General features: G+C 70.0%; 18 protein-coding genes. 16 read left to right on the top strand and 2 right to left on the bottom strand.

Features of this window, described 5'->3' with window-relative positions; all coding sequences use genetic code 11:
- The first annotated feature begins 88 nt into the window (after positions 1-88).
- The 13 genes from KIS93_RS01150 (at position 89) to KIS93_RS01090 (ending at position 15,852) form a co-directional block, all read left to right on the top strand.
- Positions 89-667: a TetR/AcrR family transcriptional regulator gene (locus tag KIS93_RS01150; RefSeq protein WP_080046522.1), complete on the top strand. Its 579-nt coding sequence runs from the start codon at positions 89-91 to the stop codon at positions 665-667.
- A gap of 154 nt (positions 668-821) precedes the next feature.
- Complete coding sequence (locus KIS93_RS01145; RefSeq protein ID WP_080037130.1) at positions 822-1,841, top strand: LacI family DNA-binding transcriptional regulator; 1,020 nt, start codon at positions 822-824, stop codon at positions 1,839-1,841.
- 678 nt (positions 1,842-2,519) lie between these two features.
- Positions 2,520-3,176, top strand: a complete 657-nt coding sequence (locus tag KIS93_RS01140; RefSeq protein WP_080046523.1) for a DUF1961 family protein — start codon at positions 2,520-2,522, stop codon at positions 3,174-3,176.
- A 123-nt stretch (positions 3,177-3,299) separates the two neighbouring features.
- Positions 3,300-3,929, top strand: coding sequence for a YesL family protein (locus tag KIS93_RS01135; protein WP_080037131.1), 630 nt, complete (start codon positions 3,300-3,302; stop codon positions 3,927-3,929).
- A gap of 119 nt (positions 3,930-4,048) precedes the next feature.
- Positions 4,049-5,485 carry an extracellular solute-binding protein gene (locus KIS93_RS01130; RefSeq protein ID WP_080037132.1) on the top strand — a complete coding sequence of 479 codons (1,437 nt, stop codon included), beginning with the start codon at positions 4,049-4,051 and terminating at the stop codon, positions 5,483-5,485.
- A gap of 61 nt (positions 5,486-5,546) precedes the next feature.
- A complete protein-coding gene (locus tag KIS93_RS01125) occupies positions 5,547-6,524 on the top strand; it encodes an ABC transporter permease (protein ID WP_222107160.1) in 978 nt (325 codons plus the stop codon).
- 11 nt (positions 6,525-6,535) lie between these two features.
- On the top strand, positions 6,536-7,447 hold the full coding sequence (locus tag KIS93_RS01120; RefSeq protein ID WP_155126588.1) for a carbohydrate ABC transporter permease: 912 nt from the start codon (positions 6,536-6,538) through the stop codon (positions 7,445-7,447).
- Positions 7,444-8,064 carry a rhamnogalacturonan acetylesterase gene (locus tag KIS93_RS01115; protein WP_080037134.1) on the top strand — a complete coding sequence of 207 codons (621 nt, stop codon included), beginning with the start codon at positions 7,444-7,446 and terminating at the stop codon, positions 8,062-8,064. The genes KIS93_RS01120 and KIS93_RS01115 overlap by 4 nt, the downstream gene beginning before the upstream one ends.
- Positions 8,061-10,637, top strand: coding sequence for an exo-rhamnogalacturonan lyase family protein (locus KIS93_RS01110; protein WP_080037135.1), 2,577 nt, complete (start codon positions 8,061-8,063; stop codon positions 10,635-10,637). Before KIS93_RS01115 ends, KIS93_RS01110 begins: the two co-directional genes overlap by 4 nt.
- A gap of 112 nt (positions 10,638-10,749) precedes the next feature.
- On the top strand, positions 10,750-12,348 hold the full coding sequence (locus KIS93_RS01105) for an ABC-F family ATP-binding cassette domain-containing protein (protein WP_080037136.1): 1,599 nt from the start codon (positions 10,750-10,752) through the stop codon (positions 12,346-12,348).
- Positions 12,349-12,461: 113 nt separating this feature from the next.
- The gene (locus KIS93_RS01100; RefSeq protein ID WP_020547488.1) at positions 12,462-12,677 is read left to right on the top strand and encodes a helix-turn-helix domain-containing protein; all 216 of its coding nucleotides are present in this window, start codon (positions 12,462-12,464) and stop codon (positions 12,675-12,677) included.
- A 123-nt stretch (positions 12,678-12,800) separates the two neighbouring features.
- Positions 12,801-13,616, top strand: a complete 816-nt coding sequence (locus tag KIS93_RS01095) for an enoyl-CoA hydratase/isomerase family protein (RefSeq protein ID WP_080037137.1) — start codon at positions 12,801-12,803, stop codon at positions 13,614-13,616.
- 358 nt (positions 13,617-13,974) lie between these two features.
- On the top strand, positions 13,975-15,852 hold the full coding sequence (locus KIS93_RS01090; RefSeq protein ID WP_080037138.1) for an ABC transporter ATP-binding protein: 1,878 nt from the start codon (positions 13,975-13,977) through the stop codon (positions 15,850-15,852).
- Positions 15,853-15,858: 6 nt separating this feature from the next.
- On the opposite strand, the gene KIS93_RS01085 is transcribed toward KIS93_RS01090, so the two are convergent.
- Complete coding sequence (locus KIS93_RS01085; protein ID WP_080037139.1) at positions 15,859-16,743, bottom strand: sulfotransferase family protein; 885 nt, start codon at positions 16,741-16,743, stop codon at positions 15,859-15,861.
- A gap of 30 nt (positions 16,744-16,773) precedes the next feature.
- Between KIS93_RS01085 and KIS93_RS01080 the strand changes: the two genes are divergently transcribed.
- From KIS93_RS01080 to KIS93_RS01070, 3 genes are read left to right on the top strand one after another with little or no spacing between them, the layout of a single operon-like run.
- The gene (locus tag KIS93_RS01080) at positions 16,774-17,511 is read left to right on the top strand and encodes an SIR2 family NAD-dependent protein deacylase (RefSeq protein ID WP_230466015.1); all 738 of its coding nucleotides are present in this window, start codon (positions 16,774-16,776) and stop codon (positions 17,509-17,511) included.
- Positions 17,498-18,406 (top strand): S66 peptidase family protein, encoded by a 909-nt coding sequence (locus KIS93_RS01075; protein WP_080037141.1) that lies wholly within the window; start codon positions 17,498-17,500, stop codon positions 18,404-18,406. Before KIS93_RS01080 ends, KIS93_RS01075 begins: the two co-directional genes overlap by 14 nt.
- Positions 18,407-18,439: 33 nt before the next feature.
- Positions 18,440-19,309, top strand: a complete 870-nt coding sequence (locus tag KIS93_RS01070) for a hypothetical protein (RefSeq protein WP_080037142.1) — start codon at positions 18,440-18,442, stop codon at positions 19,307-19,309.
- Positions 19,310-20,360: 1,051 nt separating this feature from the next.
- Here KIS93_RS01070 and KIS93_RS01065 read toward each other — a convergent pair.
- Positions 20,361-22,664, bottom strand: a complete 2,304-nt coding sequence (locus KIS93_RS01065; protein ID WP_080037144.1) for an ATP-binding cassette domain-containing protein — start codon at positions 22,662-22,664, stop codon at positions 20,361-20,363.
- Positions 22,665-22,706 lie beyond the last annotated feature (42 nt).

Raw genomic sequence — 22,706 nt, 5'->3', positions numbered from 1 at the left:
GGGGATCCCTCCCGATAAGTGGAATCTTGGATTCCGGTTGCCTGGACGGTATCCTAAGCGGAATCGGATCGTCCACTTGGAGTCGTACGTGCGCGCTGATGCCAGACGGAACCTCGGCAAGATCGTCGCGGCGGCGGCGGAAGTCGTCGCCGAGCGCGGCGTCAACGCCCCCATGGAGGCCATCGCCAAGCGCGCCGGCGTCGGCGTCGGCACGCTCTACCGCCGCTTCCCCGACCGCGACGCGCTGATCGCCGCCGTCGGCGACCACTACATCCACACGATGGCGCAGGCGCTCGACACCGCCTCCCGCACCTCCGCCGACGCCTGGAGCGCCATCTGGGACTTCGTCTCCTGGGCCGCCGCGCCGGGCCGCGCCGCGCTGTCCACCGCGCTGGCCGTGCTGCCCGAGGAGGTCATCGTGGAGCGGGCCGAGTTCGCGCGGATCCGGGACGAGTGGGTGGCGCAGCTCGCCGAGCTCGTACGGCGCGCGCAGGCCGAAGGCTCCATGCGGCCCGACGTCGGCGTGGACGACCTGCTCCACCTGCTGAACGTCTTCACCTGTCACCCCGACAAGCTCCCCGCCCCGGTGGCCGCCGACCCGGGCCGGTACCTGCGCCTCATGCTCGACGGCATGAAGGCCAGCGCCGCCACACCTGCCGGAGCGTGACCACCCCGAGTCTTTGAGACGATTCAAAACAATCTTGATTGCCGCTATGATGAGCCGCGGTGAACCGCAGTTGGCGGTTCGTCGTACGCAGGGGGTTCCTGCGCTCTATCAGTCTGGCTTCCGTACTTTCAGCGGCACGGCCTCGTGAGGATCGATGGCGACCAGGAACATCAAGGAGGTCGCGCAGCTGGCGCGCGTCTCGGTGGGGACGGTGAGCAATGTACTCAACCGCCCGGAGATCGTGTCCCCCGCCACACGCGAACGCGTCTTCGAAGCGATCAAAAAACTAGGCTTCGTCCGCAACGAGGTGGCCCGCCACCTGCGGGTGGGCCGCAGCAGAACCGTCGGGCTCGTCGTGCTCGACGTCTCCAACCCGTTCTTCGTGGACGTCGCCCAAGGCGCCGAATCCGTCGCCGACGACCACGACTCCATGGTGGTGCTCTGCAACAGCGCCGGCGACACCGGCCGCGAGCGCCGCCACCTCGACCAGCTCGAACAGCAGCGCGTCATGGGCATACTGATCACCCCCGTCGAGACGGAAAGCCCCTGGGTGGAGGAACTCATCGCCCGCGGCACCCCCGTCGTGCTCGTCGACAGCCCCGCCACCGGCCTCCAATGCTCCGTCGCCGTCGACGACCGGCTCGGCGGCCAGATCGCCGGCGCCCACCTCATCGAACGCGGCCACCGGCGCATCATGTTCGTCGGCGGGCCCATGTCCATCAAACAAGTCGCCGACCGGCACGCCGGCGTCACCAGCGCCGTCGCCGCCGCCGACGGCGCCGTCGAACTGCTCACCAGCAGCGCACCCACCCTCACCGTCGCCGAAGGCCGCGCCATCGGCGAACGCGTCGCCGCCCAGCCCCCCGACGAACGGCCCACCGCCGCCTTCTGCGCCAACGACATGATGGCACTCGGCTTCTTACAAGCCATGGCCTCCCACGGGCTGCGCGTGCCCGAGGACCTCGCCATCATCGGGTACGACGACATCGACTTCGCCGCCGCCGCGGCCGTGCCCCTGTCGTCCGTACGGCAGCCTCGGGAACTGCTGGGGCGGACGGCCATCGAGCTCTTGCTGGAGGAGGTGGCCGAGCCTGAACAGCATCGGCACCGGCAGGTCATCTTCCAGCCTGACCTGGTGATCCGGGAATCCAGCGCCCTGCGACGCGACTCCTGAACCTGGCCCTTCTTCTTTGGTCTGCCCCCTTTGCTGGGGGGTGGGTTTTGTGCGGTGGCTTCTTGCGCGGTTCGGTTTCTCGTGGTGGGGCTGCGCGCGGTGGGGGGACTGCGTGCGGTGGGAGTTTTGTGCGCTCGGATCCGCGCCGACGGGCCTCCGCGCGCTCGCCTGTGCACGTTCGGCTTGGCGTGCTCGGCTTCACGCCCTCGCCGGTGCACGCCGGCTTGGCGCGTTCGCCGGTGCACGTCGGCTCGGCGCGTTCGTCTGCGCACGCTCGGCTCGGCGCGTTCGCCTTGCCGTACTTGCCGCACTTGTCGCACGCTCGCTTGCCGCCGTACGAGTGCGCCGGGCCCGTCGCACACCGTCCCGCCGACGCGGCGCGCCAGAGCGTGAAGCCGCAGGTCGACGCCCGCCTTCGCGATGCTGGGCTTCGCGCGCGGCTCCGCCGTGCCAGCGTGCGCGGTGCTGGCGCACGCGGTGCTGGTGTGCGCGGCGCTGATGCATGCGGTGCTGGTGTGCGCGGCGCTGATGCATGCGGCGCTCACGCACACGGTCCCGGGGCGCTCACGCACACAGTCCCAGGGCACCTGGTGCTGGGCTGCGCGGCGTAGCCCCTTGTCTTGCCCGCTAGCGCGTCGCGCGTTCCGTACCGCCCCCAACCGCTCGAGAAAGGCCCCCATGGACACCCTCTACACCAACCCCCTCGCCACCCCCCAAGACCTGGTCGCCTTCCGAATGGAGGGGGATGGGGTGATGTCGTTTCCGCAGGGCAGGCTCAGGTTGGAGAGTCTGCGGCCGCTGTCCGATGGGCAGGCGGCCAACGTCGTGCTCTGGTGTCCGGAGGACTTTCCGGAGGACGTGCGGGTGGAGTGGGACTTCTGGCCGGTCAGGGAGCCGGGGCTGGCGATCATGTTCTTCCATGCACGAGGACGATCAGGGGAGGATCTGTTCGATCCCGCCCTGGCTCCGCGTAGCGGCCCCTACGAGCAGTATCACCACGGCGACATCGACGCCTACCACGTCTCCTATTTTCGCCGCATGTGGCCCCAGGAGCGGGCCCTGCACACGTGCAACCTGCGCAAGAGTCACGGCTTCCACCTGGTGGCGCAGGGGCCGGATCCGTTGCCGGGGGTGATGGACGCCGACGGGCCCTACGCGATGCGGATCGACGTCAAGGGGGGCGTGGTGACGTTCTCAATCAACGATTTGGTCTCGTTCCGCTGGCGGGATGAGGGGGTGATCGGCGGTCCTGCCCTGGCAGGAGGCAAGATCGGGTTCCGGCAGATGGCTCCGCTGATCGGAGAGTACGCAAATCTGCGGGTATCTCGTCATTGACTTTGAGTCGATTCAACACTAATTTCGCACCAACCGCCGTTCACTCGCTTGTAACTGGGCAGGAACCACGGTGCAATACTCCACCCCCGTATCCGTGCACATGCCACGAGAAGGTGGTGCCGGATGAACCATCCCGCCATGTCGTTCAGGATTCAAGCTGCCTGCTCAGAGGTCATCTGGGCGGTTCGCCTGAACCTGGTCTGGCTCGTGTTCACCCTCGCGGGAGGCGTGATTCTCGGGCTCGGGCCCGCTACCGTGGCCGCCTACACCCTGGCTCGGAGGCATGCCCGGAATGAAACGTTTCAGGTTTGGCGCGAATTCTGGACCGTCTACCGACGGGAGTTCGTCCGGGCCTCGTTGCTGGTCCTGCCGGCGGTGCTCGTCGCCGTCGTGCTGGTCGGCAACTACCTCTACTTCTCCGCCCTGGGGCCTGGCTACGGGGTGCCGCGGATCGCGAGCTTCGTGGCGCTCATCCTGCTGGCGGGGGTGGGGGCTCACGTAGGGCCGCTCTACGCGCACTACGACCTGCCGCCCTGGGCCTACTGGCCCAAGGCGGCGCAGCTAGCGCTGCTGCGTCCGGCCTCGACCGTGATCCTGCTGCTAGCGCTCTCCGCCATCGCCTACGCCACCACGGCGCTGCCCCTCCTGGCGCCGCTGTTCAGCTTCGGCGCGTGGATCTACCTCAACACGTGGCTCTGCCAGCGCTTCTTCCAGGAGAACGAGGCGCGCCTGCTTTCGAAAGGGAACTCATGAGCGCATCCCGTCGCCGGCGGTTTCTCGCTGGTGTGTTAACGCTAACGGCTGCTCTCACCGCTTCGGCCTGCTCTGGTGGCGGCGACGCGGCTCAGTCCGACCCGAACACGATCACGTTCATGGCGAAGCTGTTCGGCACGGCGCCCGAGCCGACCGGCGAGCTGCAGCAGGCGATCGAGAAGTTCCTCGGCAAGAAGATCAAGGTCACCTGGGTCCCGAACGCCGAGTACACCGAGAAGATGAACGTCACGCTGGCCTCGGACAGCATCCCGCAGGTCGTGGTCGTGGACCCGAAGATGCCGGCGTTCGTGAAGGCCGCGCAGGCCGGGGCGTTCTGGGACCTGACCGACAAGCTGGACAAGTACCCGAACCTCAAGCCGGCGGACGCGCGCACGGCGCTCAACGCCTCCGTCAACGGCAAGATCTACGGCCTGTACCGGATGCGGCCCCTCCTCCGCTCGGCGATCGTCATCCGCAAGGACTGGCTGGAGAAGGTCGGGCTCAAGGAGCCGACGACGATCGACGAGTTCTACGAGGTGGCCAAGGCCTTCACCGAGAAGGACCCGGACGGCAACGGCAAGAAGGACACCTACGGCCTCATCATCCCGAAGTGGCCGGCCAGCTCCTACGCCAGCGCCAGTCCGTACGACGTGGTCGAGACCTGGTTCGGCGCCCCGAACGGCTGGGGCGAGCGTGACGGCAAGGTCGTGCCCGGGTTCGACACGCCGGAGTTCATCGAGGCGAACAAGTTCCTCAAGAAGATGGTCGACGAGGGCCTGGTCAACCCCGACTTCGCCACCCTCGACACCGCCAAGTGGAACGAGCCGTTCTTCCACGGTCGCGGCGGCATGATCATCGACGTCAACATCCGCTCCCGTCAGCTCCTCGACCTGTTCAGGGAGAACGGCGACAAGGACTACGGTGACAAGGTCACCATGGTCGGCAACCTGGCGCGTTCCGACGGCAAGAAGTTCTCCTACCCGTTCAGCGGCTACGCCGACTCCCTGGCCATCTCCAAGCAGAGCGTGCGCACCGAGGCCGAGTTGGACAACGTGCTGAAGACGCTGGACAAGCTGGCCACCAAGGAGGGTCAGGTCCTGCTGCAGAACGGCATCGAGGGCCGCAACTTCAAGGTGGAGAACGGTGACACCGCCACGCTGATCAACGTGGACGACCCGGCCGTCAGGACCGTCCAGGACAACGTGGACGACGCGTTCACCCAGCTCAGCACCAAGGGCACGATGGACATCGGCGGCATCGCCTACCAGCGCATCCCGCCGTTCCAGCCCTACCGGGACATCATCGAGAAGCAGAAGAAGCTGGTGGAGGAGGACCTCAAGACGGCGGTGCACAACGTCGCGCTGCCCGTCGTGGCTCCGACCCAGATCGAGAAGGGCCCGCAGATCGACAAGATCATCGGTGACGCGCGGGTCAAGTTCCTCTCGGGCGCGATCGACGAGGCGGGCCTGAAGGCCGAGATCCAGAAGTGGCACGACGGCGGCGGCACGCAGATCATCACCGAGGTCAACGACCTGCTCGCCAAGCTCCCCAAGTAGGACGACCCCCCGCGTGAGGGGCCCGGCGCCGCCCGGGCCCCTCGCATGAAAGGAGGCCGCTGTGGCCACCGACCTGGCGACGCCTCCGACGGCGGCGCCCAAGGCGAAGAAGCCGAAACGGGCCGACAAGGTCCCGCTCGGCACGGCGGTGCTGCGCTACCGCTGGCTCTACCTGATGCTCCTGCCGGGCCTCGCCTACTTCGTGATCTTCAAGTACCTGCCGATGTACGGCGTGACGATCGCGTTCCAGGACTACCTGCCCTTCCTCGGCTACTCGGGCAGCCCCTGGGTCGGTTTCAAGCACTTCGAGCAGCTCTTCTCCGGGCCCGACTTCACCCGGCTGCTGGCCAACACGCTGATCCTGGCGGCGCTGCACATCCTGTTCGTCTTCACCGCGCCGGTCATCGTCGCGCTGATGCTGAACGAGCTGCGGGTCAACATCCTCAAGCGCTCGATCCAGTCGCTCATCTACATCCCGCACTTCCTGTCGTGGACCATCGTCGCGGCGCTGACGTACGTGCTGTTCGCGGCCGACTTCGGCGTGATCGCGGCCTGGATGCGCGACCTCCTGGGCGACACCACGAAGATCGACTACATGGCGCAGGAGCAGTGGTTCCGCGAGATCGTCATCATGCAGCAGCTGTGGAAGATGACGGGCTGGGGCACCATCATCTACCTGGCCGCGCTGGCCGGCGTGGACCCCAACCTGTACGAGGCCGCCCGCATGGACGGCGCCAGCCGCTTCCGGCAGCTCTGGCACGTCACGCTGCCCGCGATCCGCCCGACGGTCGTCGTCATGGCCATCCTCGCCTCGGGCAACCTGCTCGACTCCGGCTTCGAGCAGATCTGGCTGATGACCACGTCACTGAACCGCGAGGTCGCCGAGGTGTTCGACACCTACGTCTACTACGCCGGCGTCCAGAACGGGAACTTCAGCTACTCCACCGCCGTCGGCCTGTTCAAGGGCGTGGCCGGCGTGATCCTGATCTTCGGCTCCAACTGGCTGGCCAAGCGCATGGGCCAGCGGGGACTGTTCTGAGGGGCCCCGGCATGACCACTATGACTGAGACCAAGCCCAAGAAGCTCGCGGTCAACAACAACAGCTCCGTCGGCAGTCGCATCTTCGACACGCTCAACGTCGTCGCGCTCGTCGGCCTGGCGCTGATCACGGTGCTGCCGCTGATCTACGTGCTGGCCGCGTCGTTCGCCACCGAGCCCGAGATCGCCGCCCGGCCGTTCTTCCTGTGGCCGCACAAGATCGTCACCGAGGCGTACGAGTACATCTTCGCCACCCCCACCTTCATCAGGTCCCTGCTGACGACCGTCGTCGTGACGGCGGTCGGCATGGTGGTGCAGGTCATGCTGACCTTCACCATGGCCTACCCGCTGGCCAAGCGGTACCTGCCGGGCCGCGCGCTGGTGCTGAACCTGGTCATCTTCACGATGGTCTTCACCGGCGGCATGATCCCGACCTACCTGGTGGTGCGCGACCTGGGGCTGCTCGACAGCTACTGGGCGCTGATCCTGCCCCTGGCGATCAACCCGTTCTACCTGATCATCGTCAAGAGCTTCTTCCAGGAGCTGCCGCAGGCGCTGGAGGAGGCGGCCAGGATCGACGGCTGCAACGAGATGGGCGTCTTCTTCAAGATCGTCCTGCCGCTGTCGAAGCCGATCATCGCGACGTTCTCGCTGTTCTACGCGGTGGCGATCTGGAACGACTACATGTCGCCGCTGCTCTACATCTCCGATCCGGACAAGTGGACGTTGCAGATCCTCGTCCGCCAGCTCGTCGCGACCGACCCCGCGGCCGCTCTGGCGCAGATGGACCGCACCTGGGTGCCGCCTGAGCAGGGCGTCAAGTTCGCGATCATCGTGATCGCGACGCTGCCGATCCTGTTCTTCTACCCGTTCCTGCAGAAGCACTTCGCCAAGGGCGTGCTGATCGGGGGCGTCAAGGAGTGACGCGGACGGTCCTGCTGGCGGGGGACTCGACGGTCGCCTCCTGCCCGGCCTTCGAGGCGCCGATGTCCGGCTGGGGGGCGCAGCTCGGGTCGTACGTCGGCGGCCCGGTGCGCAACTTCGCCAAGGGCGGCGCCACCACGGCCAGCCACCGGGAGGAGGGGCTGTGGGCGGCGCTGCTGCGCGAGGTCGTGCCCGGTGACGTCGTGGTGCTCCAGTTCGGGCACAACGACCAGAAGGAGCCCGGCCTGCCGTATCAGGACAACCTGCGCGCCTTCGTCGCGGAGGCGCGCGGGGCGGGTGCGGTCGCGGTGCTGTGCACGCCGGTGCAGCGGCGCCGGTTCGAGGGCGGGCGGCTGGTGCCCACGCACGGCGACTATCCCGACCGGGTGCGCGACCTGGCCGCCGCGCAGGGCGTACCGCTGATCGACCTGACGCGCGCCACCACCGAGCTGTACGAGCGCCTCGGCCCCGAGGGCTCGAAGGCCCTGTTCACCCACTTCCCGCCGGGCACGCACCCCCTGTACCCGGACGGCGTGGCCGACGACACCCACTTCTGCTTCCGCGGCGCCGACGCGGTGGCCGCCATCGTCGCCGAGCGACTGAAGGAGATCGCATGACCGCACTGCGCTGGCTGGACCGGCCGGGAGAGCAGGGGGTGACCTGGGGGGTCCCGTGGCCGCGCGGCACGGTCGAGGCCGGCACGCCGTTCGCGCTGACCGGCGACGGCGGCGCCCCGGTGCCGGTGCAGAGCTGGGTGACCGCGACCTGGCCGGACGGCTCGGTCAAGTGGACGGCCCACGCGGCCGCCGCGCACCCGCCCGCGCGGGAGTACCGGCTCGAACCCGGCGGCGAGCCGGCCGCTCCCGCCACGGCCGTCACCGTGACGCGCGAGGGCGGCGACCTGGTGGTGAGCACCGGCGTCGTCACGTGGCGGATCGGCGGCGGCGCGGTGGCCAGGTCGATCTCGCGCGGGAGCCGCGAGATCGTCAGGGACGTGCGCCTGGTCAGCCTGCGCCAGGCCGAGCCGACCCCGGACGAGGGCGGGCACGTCGCCCGCGAGCAGGCCGAGGGCCTGGTCGAGAGCGTCACCGTCGAGCAGGAGGGGCCGGTGCGGGCCGTCGTGCGGCTGGAGGGCAGGCACGGCGGCTGGCTGCCGTTCACCGTGCGCCTGTACTTCTACGCCGGCGCCGAGCACGTGCGCGTCCTGCACACCTTCGTCTGGGACGGCGACCCCGAGCACGACTTCCTGGCCGGGCTCGGGCTGCGCGCCGGCGTGGTCATGCGCGACGACCTGCACGACCGGCATGTCCGGCTGGCCGGCGGCGCGGGCTTCCTGACCGAGGCGGTACGCGGGCTGACCGGCCTGCGCATCGACCCCGGCGAGGCGGCCCGCCGCGCCCAGGTCGAGGGCCGCCCGGCCGGCGCGCTCGCCCCCGGCGTCGCGACCCGGCTGCACCTCATCCCCGCCTGGAACGACTACACCCTCGACCAGAGCTCCGCCGACGGCTACACGCTGCGCAAGCGCACCAAGGACGGCCACGCCTGGGTGACGATCCCGGCCGGCGCCCGCTCCAAGGGCTACGGCTACGTCGGCGGGGTCAGCGGCGGGCTCGGGTTCGGGCTGCGCGACTTCTGGCGGCTGCACCCCACCCGCCTCGACGTCAGGAACGCGGCCACCGACCTGGCCACCGTCACCGTCTGGCTGTGGTCGCCGTCCGCCCCGGCGATGGACCTGCGCTTCTACCACGACGGCATGGGCCAGGACACGTTCGAGGAGCAGCTCGAAGGGCTGGAGATCACCTACGAGGACTACGAGCCGGGGTTCGGCGATCCGCGCGGCATCGCCCGTACGCACGAGCTGAGCCTGCGCGTCCACGACGCGACGCCCGCCGCGCACGAGCTGGCCGCGCACGCCGCCGCGATGGAGGAGCCGGGGCTGCTGGTCGCGGGCCCCGAGCGGGTGCGCGAGGCGGGCGTGTTCGGCGTGTGGGGGCTGCCCGACCGCTCCACGCCCGCGCGCGCCGAGATCGAGGACCGCCTCGACTTCCTGTTCGACCTGTACGTCCGCGAGCGCGAGCAGCGCCGCTGGTACGGGTTCTGGGACTACGGCGACGTCATGCACACCTATGACGAGGACCGCCACACCTGGCGCTACGACATCGGCGGCTACGCCTGGGACAACTCGGAGCTGTCGCCCGACCTGTGGTTGTGGCTGCAGTTCCTGCGCACCGGCCGGGCCGACGTCTTCCGCTTCGCCGAGGCCATGACCCGCCACACGGGCGAGGTGGACGTCTACCATCTCGGCAGGTGGAAGGGCCTGGGCAGCCGGCACAACGTGCAGCACTGGGGCTGCAGCTGCAAGCAGCTGCGCATCTCCAACGCCGCCTACCGGCGCTTCTACTACTACCTGACGGCCGACGAGCGCACCGGCGACCTCATGGACGAGCTGAGCGTGCCCGAGGAGACGTTCCTGGCGATCGACCCGCTGCGCAAGGTGCGCGAGGACGTCTACACGCCGGACCCGGCCGCGCTGTCGGTCGGGCTCGGCACCGACTGGGGCTCGCTGGCGGCGGCCTGGCTGACCCGGTGGGAGCGGCACGGGGACGAGCGGGCCAGGGACCGGCTGCTCGGCACGATGGCCGACATCGAGGCGATGCCGCGCCGCTTCCTGACGGGGGAGGGGCGGCTGGACCTGGAGAGCGGGCGGTTCGACACGACCCGGGACCAGATCTCCGTCTCGCACCTGTCGTCGCTGTTCGGGCTGCCGGAGATGTGCGCCGAGCTGATCGCGCTGGACCTGGGCGTGCCGGGGTTCGAAGAGGCGTGGCTGGAGTACTGCCGGCTCTACCTGGCGCCGCCGGAGCGGCAGGAGGCCGAGGTGGGGCGGCGGCTGAGCGGAATCTCGCTGATCCAGGCGCACAGCCGGCTCACGGCGTACGCGGCGGCGCGCACCGGCGACGCCGAGCTGGCCGCGTGGGCGTGGCGCAAGTTCCGGCTTGAGGAGGGCGACCAGCTCAACCGCAACCCGTTGCAGCAGCAGGAGAACTGGGAGCTGACCCTGATCGACGGTCCGCGGGTGCCGCACCCGGTGCGCGAGGCGCCGTTCGTCAGCACCAACAGCGCCGCGCAGTACGGCCTGGCCGCCATTCACAACCTGGTGCTGATCGGGGAGCATCTGACGGAGGATTAACCAGACGTGGGGCTCCCACTGGGAGCCCTACACTGATCGGTATGCATACTCCCGATTGACCGGCGGTGCACGCCCAATCCTGTTTCCTAGCTCGGGAGTGTTTCCGGTCACCATGATCATCGCTAATGATATCGAGCTGCGCGCGGGCGCGCGCCTGCTCATCGAGAAAGCCTCGTTCCGGGTCAATCCCGGCGACAAGATCGGCCTCGTCGGCCGCAACGGCGCGGGCAAGACGACGCTGACCAAGGTGCTGGCGGGCGAGGGCATCCCCGCCGCCGGCACGGTCACCACCACCGGCAGCGTCGGCTACCTGCCCCAGGATCCGCGTACCGGCGACCTCCAGGTGCTGGCCCGCGACCGCATCCTGTCGGCGCGCGGCCTCGACGAGGTCATTCGCAAGCTGCGCGAGGCCGAGCTCGGCATGTCCTCCGCCGACGAGCGCACCAGGGAGAAGGCCGTGCGCCGCTACGGCCGGCTGGAGGATCAGATGCACGTGCTCGGCGGTTACGCCGCCGAGTCCGAGGCCGCCTCGATCGCCTCCAGCCTGGGGCTGCCCGACCGGGTGCTGGGGCAGCCGTTGCAAACGCTTTCCGGCGGTCAGCGCAGGCGCGTGGAATTGGCGCGAATTCTTTTCAGCGGGGCGGAAACTCTCCTTCTCGACGAGCCCACAAACCACCTAGATGCGGACTCAATCGGGTGGCTTCGTGATTTTTTGCGCAGTCATCAAGGTGGCTTGGTGATCATCAGCCACGACGTCGGGCTTCTTGAAGCGACGGTCAACAAGGTCCTGCACCTCGACGCCAACCGGGCCGTGATCGATCACTACAACGTCGGCTGGAAGGCGTACCTGGCCCAGCGCGAGACCGACGAGAAGCGCAGGAAGCGCGAGCGGGCCAACGCCGAGAAACAGGCCGGGGCGCTGCTGGCGCAGGCCGACAAGATGCGCGCCAAGGCCACCAAGGCCAAGGCGGCCCAGGACATGATGCGCCGCGCGCACCGGCTGCTGGCCGGCACCGAGGAGGAGCGGCAGAGCGACAAGGTGGCGCGGCTGCGCTTCCCCGAGCCGCAGCCGTGCGGGCGCACCCCGCTCATGGCCGAGGGGCTGTCCAAGTCCTACGGGTCGCTCGAGGTCTTCACCGACGTCAACGTGGCCATCGACCGAGGTCACCGGGTGGTCATCCTCGGCCTCAACGGCGCGGGCAAGACGACGCTGCTGCGCATACTCGGCGGCCTGGAGAAACCCGACACCGGAGAGATCAAGCCGGGCCACGGTCTCAAGATCGGTTATTACGCGCAGGAGCACGAGACCCTCGACGCCGACCGTACGCTGCTGGAGAACATGCGCTCGGCGGGCGGCGAATTCACCGACACCGAGTTGCGCAAGGTGCTCGGGTCGTTCCTGTTCACCGGCGACGACGTCGACAAGCCCGCGGGCGTTCTGTCCGGCGGCGAGAAGACCCGTCTCGCACTGGCGATCTTGGTACTGTCGAGCGCCAATGTCCTCCTTCTCGACGAGCCCACGAACAACCTCGATCCGGTCAGCCGCGAGCAGGTTCTCAACGCTCTGAGGTCGTATTCAGGAGCAATCGTCCTAGTCACACATGACGAGGGTGCCGTTGACGCCCTGTCACCGGATAGGGTGATCTTGCTACCTGACGGAACTGAAGACGCGTGGAGCGACGAATTTTCCGATCTTGTGGCACTTGCCTGATCTTAATTTGAGTGGGTACGGATCTTTTCCCGTGGAGTAGGTAGCCGATCCCGCTGAAATGACTGATCATGGCGGAGTAACGCTGCGGAAGTCCGGCACTACAGGAGGTACTCGTGGCCGAGACACTGAAGAAGGGCACCCGGGTCACCGGGGCCGACCGGGAAAAACTGGCCGGCGATCTCAAGAAGCGCTACGCCGCGGGCGAAAGCATCCGCGCCCTGGCCGCTTCGACCGGTCGGTCTTACGGGTTCATCCACCGCATCCTCAGCGAGTCCGGTGTGACTCTGCGCGGGCGCGGCGGGGCGACCCGAGGCAAGTCCAAGCGCTGACGGCCGCCTCGGAACGTGCGACCGCAGCCGCCCGTCCCTAGTCAGCCGCCGTCGCGCCCGTGCCAGAACGATATTCTGTAGGCTCGGGCGCGACGGTCAGCACTCCGGACGAAGGAGCGGGCGATGGCGGAAGCGCAGGCGCAACAGCGCGGGGGGTATGCGGACGACGGCCCTGCCTCGGCAGAGGGCGGAGTTCGCCTCGAGGTGGACGGTGAGATAGCGACGATCACGCTGGCCCGGCCGGACAAGCGCAACGCACAGACGTTCGCGACATGGTCGGCACTGGCTCGCATCGGCGAGAGCCTGCCCGAGCAGGTACGCGTCGTCGTCGTGAAAGGTGAGGGACCGTCCTTCTCGGCAGGGATCGACCTGCGAATGTTCACACCTGAGGGGGTGCCCGGACAGGGCTCGTTCAGCTCGGCGGCCAGGAGCGACGGCGCCGATTTCGAGCAGCGCATCAGGCAGGCCCAAGCGGGGTTCCTGTGGCTGCGCCGCCCCGAGATCGTCTCCATCGCCGCAGTGCAGGGGCATGCGATCGGCGCGGGATTCCAGCTCGCGCTCGCCTGTGACCTGCGGATCGTGGCCGACGACGTCTCGTTCTGCATGAAAGAGCCCGCACTGGGCCTGGTGCCGGATCTGACAGGCACCAAGCCCCTGGTCGAGCTGGTGGGCCTGGCCAAGGCGATCGACATCTGCCTGACCGCCAGGACCGTGCACGCCGACGAGGCCATGCGCATCGGCCTCGCCGAGAGAGTGGTCGCCGGGGGCGACCTGGATCAAGCGGTACGCGAGAAGGTCACCCAGCTGCTGTCCACCAACCGGGACGCGGCCGTGGCGACCAAGCGGCTCCTCCAGGGGGCGCGGGCACGCACCCTGGAGGAGCAGAGTGTGGCCGAAGGGATCGAGCAGGCGGCGCGCATCAAGGCGTTGTTCGGCTGAGTGAACGCGGTCGGCTGAGTGAACGCGGTCGCCTGATTGAATGCGGTCGGCTGATTGAATGCTCAAGGAAAAACGGGCTGACGTGCGTCGGCGGTGAGCGCTTTCCGCCCGCCGCCGCGCTCTGAGGGGTCGTGCTGCCGTTGAATTGAGGGGTTGGCCCGATATGCGCGGGTGCGGCTGATCGGCGCTCAGAGGGGCTTCAGGACGCGCCCAGAGGGCAACGGCGGGCGCCACGCCGGGTGCCGGCGGCGGCGTCACGGGCGGCGTCGCAAGGCCGTGGATTTCGCGGTGAGCGGAGCCGGGAATCCCGGGACGCTCCCGCGGCGCTGTCCCCGGCGGAGGAGGAGGGATCCCCCGGATGGCGATGATGGGTGGGGGCTTCGGCCCCAGCATGATGATGTCCCTGCGGCGCGACGGCTCGGTCACCAAGCAGCGGCTGCGCCCCGGCACGGTGCGGCGCATCGCGGGCTACGCCCGCCCGTACACCCGGCAGATCACGGCGTTCCTGCTGCTCGTCGTGGCCGGGGCGGTGATCGTGATCGCCAACCCGCTGCTGATGAAGGCGATCATCGACGACGGCGTCCTGCCCGGGCGCACGGGCGTGGTGATCGGGCTCGCCGTGGCCATCGCCGCGCTCGCCCTGGTCGACGCCGGGCTGACGCTGGCGCAGCGGTGGTTCTCCGCCCGCATCGGCGAGGGCCTGATCTACGACCTGCGCACCGAGGTGTTCGACCACGTGCAGCGCATGCCGGTCGCGTTCTTCATGCGCGCCCAGACCGGCGCCCTGGTCAGCCGGCTCAACACCGACGTGATCGGCGCCCAGCGCGCCCTGACCAGCACGCTGTCCTCCGTGCTGGCCAACGTGGTCAGCCTGGTGCTCGTGCTGGGCGCGATGCTGGTGCTGTCGTGGCAGGTGACGCTCGTCGCGCTCGTGCTGCTGCCGATCTTCATCGTGCCCGCCAAGTACGTCGGCCGCCGCATGTCGGCGCTGACCCGCGAGCAGATGCAGCTCGACGCCGAGATGAGCTCCGTCACCACCGAGCGCTTCAACGTCGCCGGCGCCATGGTCGCCAAGCTGTACGGCAGGCCCGAGGACGACGCCGAGATGTTCGGCGCGCGGGCGGCCAGGGTGCGCGACGTCGGCGTGACCGTCGCCATGTACGGCACCGTGTTCCGCGTCGCGCTCGGCCTGATCGCCGCGCTGGCCACCGCCCTGGTCTACGGCATCGGCGGCGTCCTGTCCGTCTCCGGCGCGTTCGAGCTGGGCACGCTGGTCGCCCTGGCGGCCCTGCTGATGCGCCTGTACGGCCCGCTCACGTCCCTGTCGAACGTGCACGTGGACGTCATGACCGCGCTCGTCAGCTTCGACCGCGTCTTCGAGATCCTCGACCTCAAGCCGATGGTGGCGCAGAAGCCGGGCGCGGTGCCGGTGCCGGAGGGCCCGGTGACCATCGAGTTCGACGACGTGCACTTCCGCTACCCGGCGGCCGAGGAGGTCTCGCTCGCCTCGCTGGAGTCCGTGGCCAGGCAGGACAGCGGCGGCCCCTCGTACCCGGTGCTCAAGGGCGTCTCCTTCACCGCCGAGCCGGGGCAGCTCATCGCGCTCGTCGGTCACAGCGGCGCGGGCAAGACCACGATGACCTCGCTGGTGTCCCGGCTCTACGACGTCAACGAGGGCGCGGTGCGCATCAACGGCCTCGACGTCCGCGACGCCACCCTCGACTCGCTGCGCGACACCGTCGGCGTGGTCATGCAGGACCCGCACCTGTTCCACGACACGATCGGCGCCAACCTCCGCTACGCCAGGCCCGGCGCGAGCGACGAGGAGATCTGGGAGGCGCTGCGGGCCGCGCAGATCGGCGACCTGGTCGAGAGCCTGCCCGACGGGCTCGACACCGTCGTGGGCGACCGCGGCTACCGCCTGTCCGGCGGCGAGAAGCAGCGGCTGGCGCTGGCCCGGCTGCTGCTCAAGGCGCCGCGCGTGGTGGTGCTCGACGAGGCCACCGCCCACCTCGACTCCGAGTCGGAGGCCGCGGTGCAGGTGGCGCTGAAGACCGCGCTGGAGGGCCGTACGTCGCTGGTCATCGCGCACCGCCTGTCCACGATCAGGGAGGCCGACGAGATCCTCGTCGTCCACGACGGCCGGATCGCCGAGCGCGGCCGGCACGAGGAGCTGCTGGCCCGCGGCGGCCTGTACGCCGAGCTCTACCGCACCCAGTTCAGCTCGGCCGCCTGAGCGCCGTCAGGCCCCCTGGTAGCCCAGCCGCTTGAGCTCCTCCCTGGCCACCTTCTCCACCAGCTCCAGGTCGTCGCGCCGCAGCCGGGTACGCCACGCGCCGACCTTCGGCACCGCCGTGTCGTACAGCACGACCTTCGACACCCGCGTCTCCAGGAACTCCGACAGCGTCGCCACCGACTGCGGCGGCCGCTCCACCAGGTCCTCGTAGCGCAGCGTGAGAAGCTGCGGCTCGGGCAGCGCGCGGCGCAGCTCCGCGCTCAGCCGCACCGCGCTGCGCCAGCGCAGCGCGCTCTTGCCCGCCGCCGGCATCGTCTTCCACCGCTCCAGGTGCTCGTCCTTGTTAACGCCCAGGAACGCGTTGGGGAACTCGGTGTGCTCGCTCAGCATCGCCGGCTTGAACCAGGCCAGGCACGCCGGATCGCCCAGCATCCCCGACACGACGTCGCGGCCGTCGCGGATGAGCTGCACGAACCGGGCGTCCGGGAACGCCTGCAGCAGCACCGGCGCGCTGTAGATCAGGTCGGGGCTGCCGTCGCCGAACCGGGTGACGTCGGCAGCCGACACGCACGGGCCGGTGCCCGTGACGCCGCCCGCCTCACGACACGGCTCGGCGCACTCGCCGCAGGAACGCGGCAGCACCTGCCACGACTCGGAGAGCGCGTCACGCAGCACGCGCACGGCTCCCGACGTACGGGCGATGGACGGCTTGCGGGCGAAGGCGTACACCACGTGCGCCACGCTCGCGCGGCCCATCGTCACGTGGAAGCCCGGCGACCGTTTCAGGGCGCGGGCCAGCAGGTCCACGCCGGAATGCGGAGCTCCGAGCAGGAAGACCGGCCGGCGGACCTTGATGCCGTTGACCACGAGGATGTGGGGCGGAAGTCGCATACGGAAAGCAAGTGTGACACCGTTTGCCAGGTGAACGAGCCAACGTCAGTGTCGGTGCTCACCGGAGCGGGCATCTCCACCGACTCCGGCATCCCCGACTTCCGGGGGCCGCAGGGGGTCTGGACGAAGAATCCGCAGGCAGAGGCCAACGCGTCCATCGACCGCTACCTGGCCGACCCCGACGTCAGGCGGGCCACCTGGCAGGCCAGGCTCGAGTCCCCGGCCTGGCGGGCCGAGCCGAACGTCGCCCACCGCGCCCTGGTCGACCTGGAGCACGCCGGCCTGCTGCGCGCGCTCATCACCCAGAACATCGACGAGCTGCACCAGCGCGCCGGATCGTCGCCGGAGAAGGTCATCGAGCTGCACGGCACCATGCGCCGCGCCGAGTGCCTGTCGTGCGACCTGATCACGCCCATGGAAGAGGTGCTCGCCAGGGTGGCCGCGGGGGAGGCCGACCCGCCCTGCCCGCGCTGCGGCGGCATCCAGAAGTCGAACACGATCTCGTTCGGCCAGCAGCTCAAGCCCGAGGTGATCCAGGCGGCGCTCGACGCGGCCCGCTCGTGCGAGCTGTTCCTGGCGGTCGGCACCTCCCTGACCGTGCACCCCGCCGCCGGGCTGTGCGGCGAGGCGCTCGACGCCGGCGCCCGCTTCGTCATCGTCAACGGCGAGCCGACCCCGTATGATCCGTTCGCCGATCAGGTCATCAACGAGCCGATCGGCCAGGCACTACCCGCGCTCGTCAAGGAGCTGATCGATGCGGCCAGGTGACACCGTCGCCGTCGTCTCCCCGTCAGGCCCGCCCAACGCCGTGCTGCTCAGGCGCGGCGTGCGGCGCCTGGAGTCACTCGGGCTGAAGGTGGTCGTGGGCGAGCACGTCCTCGACCGCCAGGAGCTCGACTACCTGGCCGGCGCCGACGCCGCCAGGGCCGCCGACCTCCAGGCGGCCTGGTGCGACCCCGCCGTCTCCGGCGTGTTCTGCTGCCGGGGCGGCTACGGCGCCGGGCGGCTGCTCGACCTGCTCGACTGGGACGCCATGCGCGAGGCCGGCCGCCTGTCGGGGCCCAAGGTGCTGCTCGGGTCGAGCGACATCACGGCGCTGCACAACGCGTTCGCGATCGAGCTGGGCGTGCCCACCCTGCACGGGCCGATGGCCGCCTGCGACGTCATCGCCGGCGACGAGAGCGGGCCCGAGCCCATCACGTGGGAGAGCCTGCGCGCCGCGCTCTTCGGCCCGCCCCTCACCGTCACCGGCGACCGCGTGCTGGCGCCCGGGCGGGCCGAGGGCGTGCTGCGCGGCGGGAACCTGTCGCTGATCGCCTCCATGTGCGGCACGCGGTGGCAGCCCTCCTTCGACGGGGCGATCGCGTTCCTGGAGGACATCGGCGAGGAGCCGTACCGGATCGACCGGATGCTCACCCAGCTCCTGCAGGCGGGCGTGTTCGACGGGGTGCGCGGGATCGCCCTCGGGTCCTGGGTGAAGTGCGGTGATCCGTACCCGGTGCTGGCGGACCGGCTGCGGTCACTCGGAGTGCCCATCGTGGCCGGTTTGCCGGTGGGGCACGGGTCGCCGCAGTACAGTGTCTGGCTGGGGGCACTTGGTGCTATCGATACCGAATCGTGCTCCCTAACTGGCGCGATGCGGAACGAGGAGCAGGCAAGGTAGGAGGGACGAATCCGACAGAAAGGGACACAGCGCGTGAGCTTGTTCAGGCGTGAGCCCTCTCGCCGACGCGTCGAGGACGTCGATCTCGACTCGCTGCTCGCGCTCGTCGCCGAATCCCTCGGATACACCTTCGCCTTCGCCCCCGACGGCACCGCCATCACCCTGGCGGCCGGCGACGCCCCGCCGCTCGCCGTCCGCCTCACCGGGCTGCGGCGCGAAGCCGGGCGCAGAGCCAGGGAAGACTGGCCCATGCTCGTCTCCGAACACCTCGCCCACGCCGTCGCCACCGCCGGCGACCAGCTCGACGTGTGCGACCTCACCCAGGTCCGGCCCCTCCTGCGCACCCGCGTCGAAGCCGTCGACGAGATCCCCGACCTCACCCGCGTCGTCGGCCGCCACCTCAACGCCGACCTCGTCGAACTCCTCACCGTCGGCTCCCGCCCCGTACGCCCCGAAGAGTCCGGCTGCTGGCCCGTCCCCACCGGCCAAGCCCTCGACCTCGCCGTCGCCAACGTCCGGGCCGCCGAGCGGCTGCGCGCCGAACACCTCGAACTCGCCGGCACCCCCGTCACCCGCCTCACCGCCTCCAGCCCCTCGGCCGCCACCCACCTGCGCTGGCTCCCCGACCACCTCACCGTCCCCGCCGACGGCGTCCTCGTGGTCCTGCCCGACCCCTACACGCTGCTCCTGCACCCCGTGGACGGCATCGGCGTGGTCCGGGCCATCGAACGGCTACGCGTCCACGCCGCCCGGATGGACGGGCTCAGCTCGCAGGTGTACTGGTGGCAGTCGGGGCGGCTCACCTGGATCCGCGCCGACATCGTCGCCAGGGACGGCCAGACCCGCCTCGTGGTCGCCCCACCCCCGGACTTCGCCCGAGTGCTGGCCCGCCTGGCCGTCTGACGTCCCGCCATACTTCGGCGCGGGCCCCCTTCGGGGGATGCGCTCACGCCACGCCTGGCAGGCGCTGTGCCCCGTCGCGCTCGCCGGCTCGCATCGCCCGCCCCCGCCAGCTTGCGCTGCGCCGGTCGGCTCGTGTCGCCCCGCATGCTCGCGCCGCGTCTCGCCCGCTCGCCTGCGCCGCTTGCTCGCACTGGCGCCTGCTCGCCCGCTCGTGGCGCTGCCCGCGCGTGGTGCTGCGCTCGCTCGCACCGCGCCTCACCCGCAGCCAGCACCGCGCTGCGCCTCGCTCGCGCTTTGAGGTGCGCGCCGTGCCGCGTCGCGTCGCGCTCGCCGCTCGCGTCGCCTGCGCTGGGCCCGCCGACTCAGGTCGCCCCGCGTGCTCGCACTGCGCTCGCTCGCTCGCACCAAGCGCCGCACCAAGCGCCGCACCAAGCGCCGCACCAAGCGCCGCACCAAGCGCCGCACCAAGCGCCGCACCAAGCGCCGCACCAAGCGCCGCACCAAGCGCCGCACCAAGCGCCGCACCGCGCGTCGCTCGCGCTGTGTCTGCCCCGTGCCGCGTCGCGCTCGTCGCTCGCGTCGCCTGCCTGCGCTGCGCCGGTCGGCTCGTGTCGCCCCGCGTGCTCGGCAGCGCCTCGCCTGCGCGCCGTCTGCGCCGCTCGATCGCACTGGCGCCTGCTTGGCCGCTCGTGGCGCTGGCCGCGGGTCGTGCTGCGCTTGCTCGCATCGTGCCTCGCCCCGCTCTCGCCGCGTCTGCCCGCGCCGTGCCTCGCACGCGCTGTGCCCGCCCTGTGTCGCGCTTGCCGCCTGCGTCGCCTGTGCTGAGCCTGCCTGCGCTGCGCCCATCGGCTCGTGTCGCCCCGCGTGCTCGCGCCGTGCCGTGCCGTGTTGCGCCGCGTTCGCCGCTCGCGCTGCCCGCTCGCCTGCGCCACGGTGCGTGCGGCGGGCCGCTCGTGTCGGCGGCCGGGTCGGGCCCGCCTGCCCGTGGCGGGCCCGCCGGCCGCGTGGGGCCACCCTCTCCTCCCGGATTAGGGGAGGAGAGGGCGGCCCGTCAGGGGTGGTTGATGTAGTCGCGGAGGTGGATGGCCGTCAGCGAGTCGCCGTGGGCGACCAGGTCCGCGGGGGTGCCGGAGAAGACGATCTGGCCGCCGTCGTGGCCGGCGCCCGGGCCGAGGTCGATGATCCAGTCGGCGTGGGCCATGACGGCCTGGTGGTGTTCGATGACGATGACCGTGTTGCCGGCGTCCACGAGGCGGTCGAGGAGGGCGAGGAGTTGGTCGACGTCCGCGAGGTGGAGGCCCGTCGTGGGTTCGTCCAGCACGTACGTGTTCCCGTTCCGCGCCATGTTGATCGCGAGCTTGAGCCGCTGGCGTTCGCCGCCCGACAGGGTGGTGAGGGGCTGGCCGAGGCCGAGGTAGCCGAGGCCGACGGCGACGAGGCGGTCGAGGATGGTGCCGGCCTGGCCGGTGGGGAAGAAGTCGCGGGCCTCGGAGATGGGCATCTCCAGGACTTCGCTGATGTTCTTGCCGCGCAGCCGGTACGTAAGGACTTCGGGGGTGAAGCGCTTGCCTTCGCAGGTCTCGCACACCGATGCCACCTCGGCCATCATGGCGAGGTCGGTGTAGATGAGGCCGATGCCCTTGCAGGCGGGGCAGGCGCCTTCGGAGTTGGCGCTGAACAGGCCGGGCTTGACGCCGTTGGCCTTGGCGAAGGCGGTGCGGATGGGGTCGAGCACGCCGGTGTAGGTGGCCGGGTTGCTCCTGCGTGAGCCGCGGATGGGGGACTGGTCGGCCACGACGACGCCGTCCCGTCCGGCGACGTGGCCGTGGATGAGGGAGCTCTTGCCGGAGCCGGCGACGCCGGTGACGACGGTGAGCACGCCGAGCGGGATGTCCACGCTGACGTCGCGCAGGTTGTGCAGGGTGGCGTTCCTGATGGGGAGGTGCCCGGTGGGTTGGCGGAGGGTGTCGCGCAGGCGTACCCGATGGTCGAGGTAGCGGCCGGTCAGGGTGCCTGAGGAGCGCAGCCCGAGCAGGTTGCCGGAGTAGCAGATCTGCCCGCCGGCGGTGCCGGCGCCGGGGCCGAGGTCGACGACGTGGTCGGCGATGGCGATGGTCTCCGGCTTGTGCTCGACGACGAGCACGGTGTTGCCCTTGTCGCACAGGGCGAGGAGCAGGCGGTTCATCCGCTGGATGTCGTGCGGGTGCAGGCCGGCGGTGGGCTCGTCGAAGACGTAGGTGACGTCGGTGAGGCTGGAGTTGAGGTGGCGCACCATCTTGACGCGCTGCGCCTCGCCGCCGGACAGGGTGGCGGACTCGCGGTCGAGGCTCAGGTAGCCGAGGCCGATCTCGACGAGCGAGTCGAGCGTGGAGCGCAGCCCTTCCAGTACGGGCCCGACGCGCGGGTCGTCGATGCCGCGGATGAAGTCGGCCAGGTCGTTGACCTGCATGGCGGAGCAGTCGGCGATGTTGAGGCCGTCGATCCTGGCGGCGCGGGCGGCCTCGTTGAGCCGGGTGCCGTCGCAGGCGGGGCAGGGGGCGAGCCTGATGGCCCGGTCGGCGAACGCCCGCGCGGCCGGTTGCATCGACTCGCGGTCCTTGCCGAGGTAGCCGCGCCGGACGCGGACGAGCAGGCCCTCGTAGGTGAAGTTGCCGGTGCCGTACTTGAGCTTGGTGGCGGGCTTGTGCAGCAGGTCGGCCCACTGCTGCTCGGTGAAGTCCTTCAGCTTGACGTCGGGGTCGAACAGGCCGGAGCCGGCCACGATCTGCCAGGGCCAGGTGTCGACCGCGTACCCGGGGGCCTTGATCGCCCCTTCGTTCAGCGACAGCTCCCTGTCGACCACTTCGTTGACGTCGATGTCGGTGGCCTTGCCCAGCCCCTCGCACTCGGGGCACATGCCTTCGGCCATGTTGAAGCTGAAGGCGGAGGCGGAGCCGACGTGCGGCTCGGCGATGCGGCTGAAGATGATCCGCAGCATGGTGTGCGCGTCGGTGGCGGTGCCGACGGTGGAGCGGGCGTTGGCGCCCATCCGCTCCTGGTCGACGATGATGGCGGCGCTCAGGTTGTGCAGGGCGTCCACGTCGGGGCGGGAGCGGCTCGGCATGAACGCCTGCACGAACGCGGTGTAGGTCTCGTCGATGAGCCGCCGCGACTCGGCGGCGATCGTGTCGAAGACGAGCGAGGACTTGCCGGAGCCGGAGACGCCGGTGAAGACGGTGAGGCGGCGCTTGGGCAGGTCGACGGAGACGCCCTTGAGGTTGTTCTCCCTGGCGCCGCGGACCTGGATGTTGTCGTGGCTGTCGGCGGCGGTGTGATCACGCGTCTGGACGGTGCTGGCCTGGTGGCTGGAGAGCACGGGACCCTTCCATCGTCGGCTGATTATTTATGGTGTAAAGAG

Origin of the sequence: [Actinomadura] parvosata subsp. kistnae (assembly GCF_900323885.1) — a bacterium.
Taxonomy (GTDB): Bacteria; Actinomycetota; Actinomycetes; order Streptosporangiales; family Streptosporangiaceae; genus Nonomuraea; species Nonomuraea composti.
Note: the sequence above shows the minus strand (reverse complement) of the source record. Positions and strands in the feature narration are given on the sequence as shown.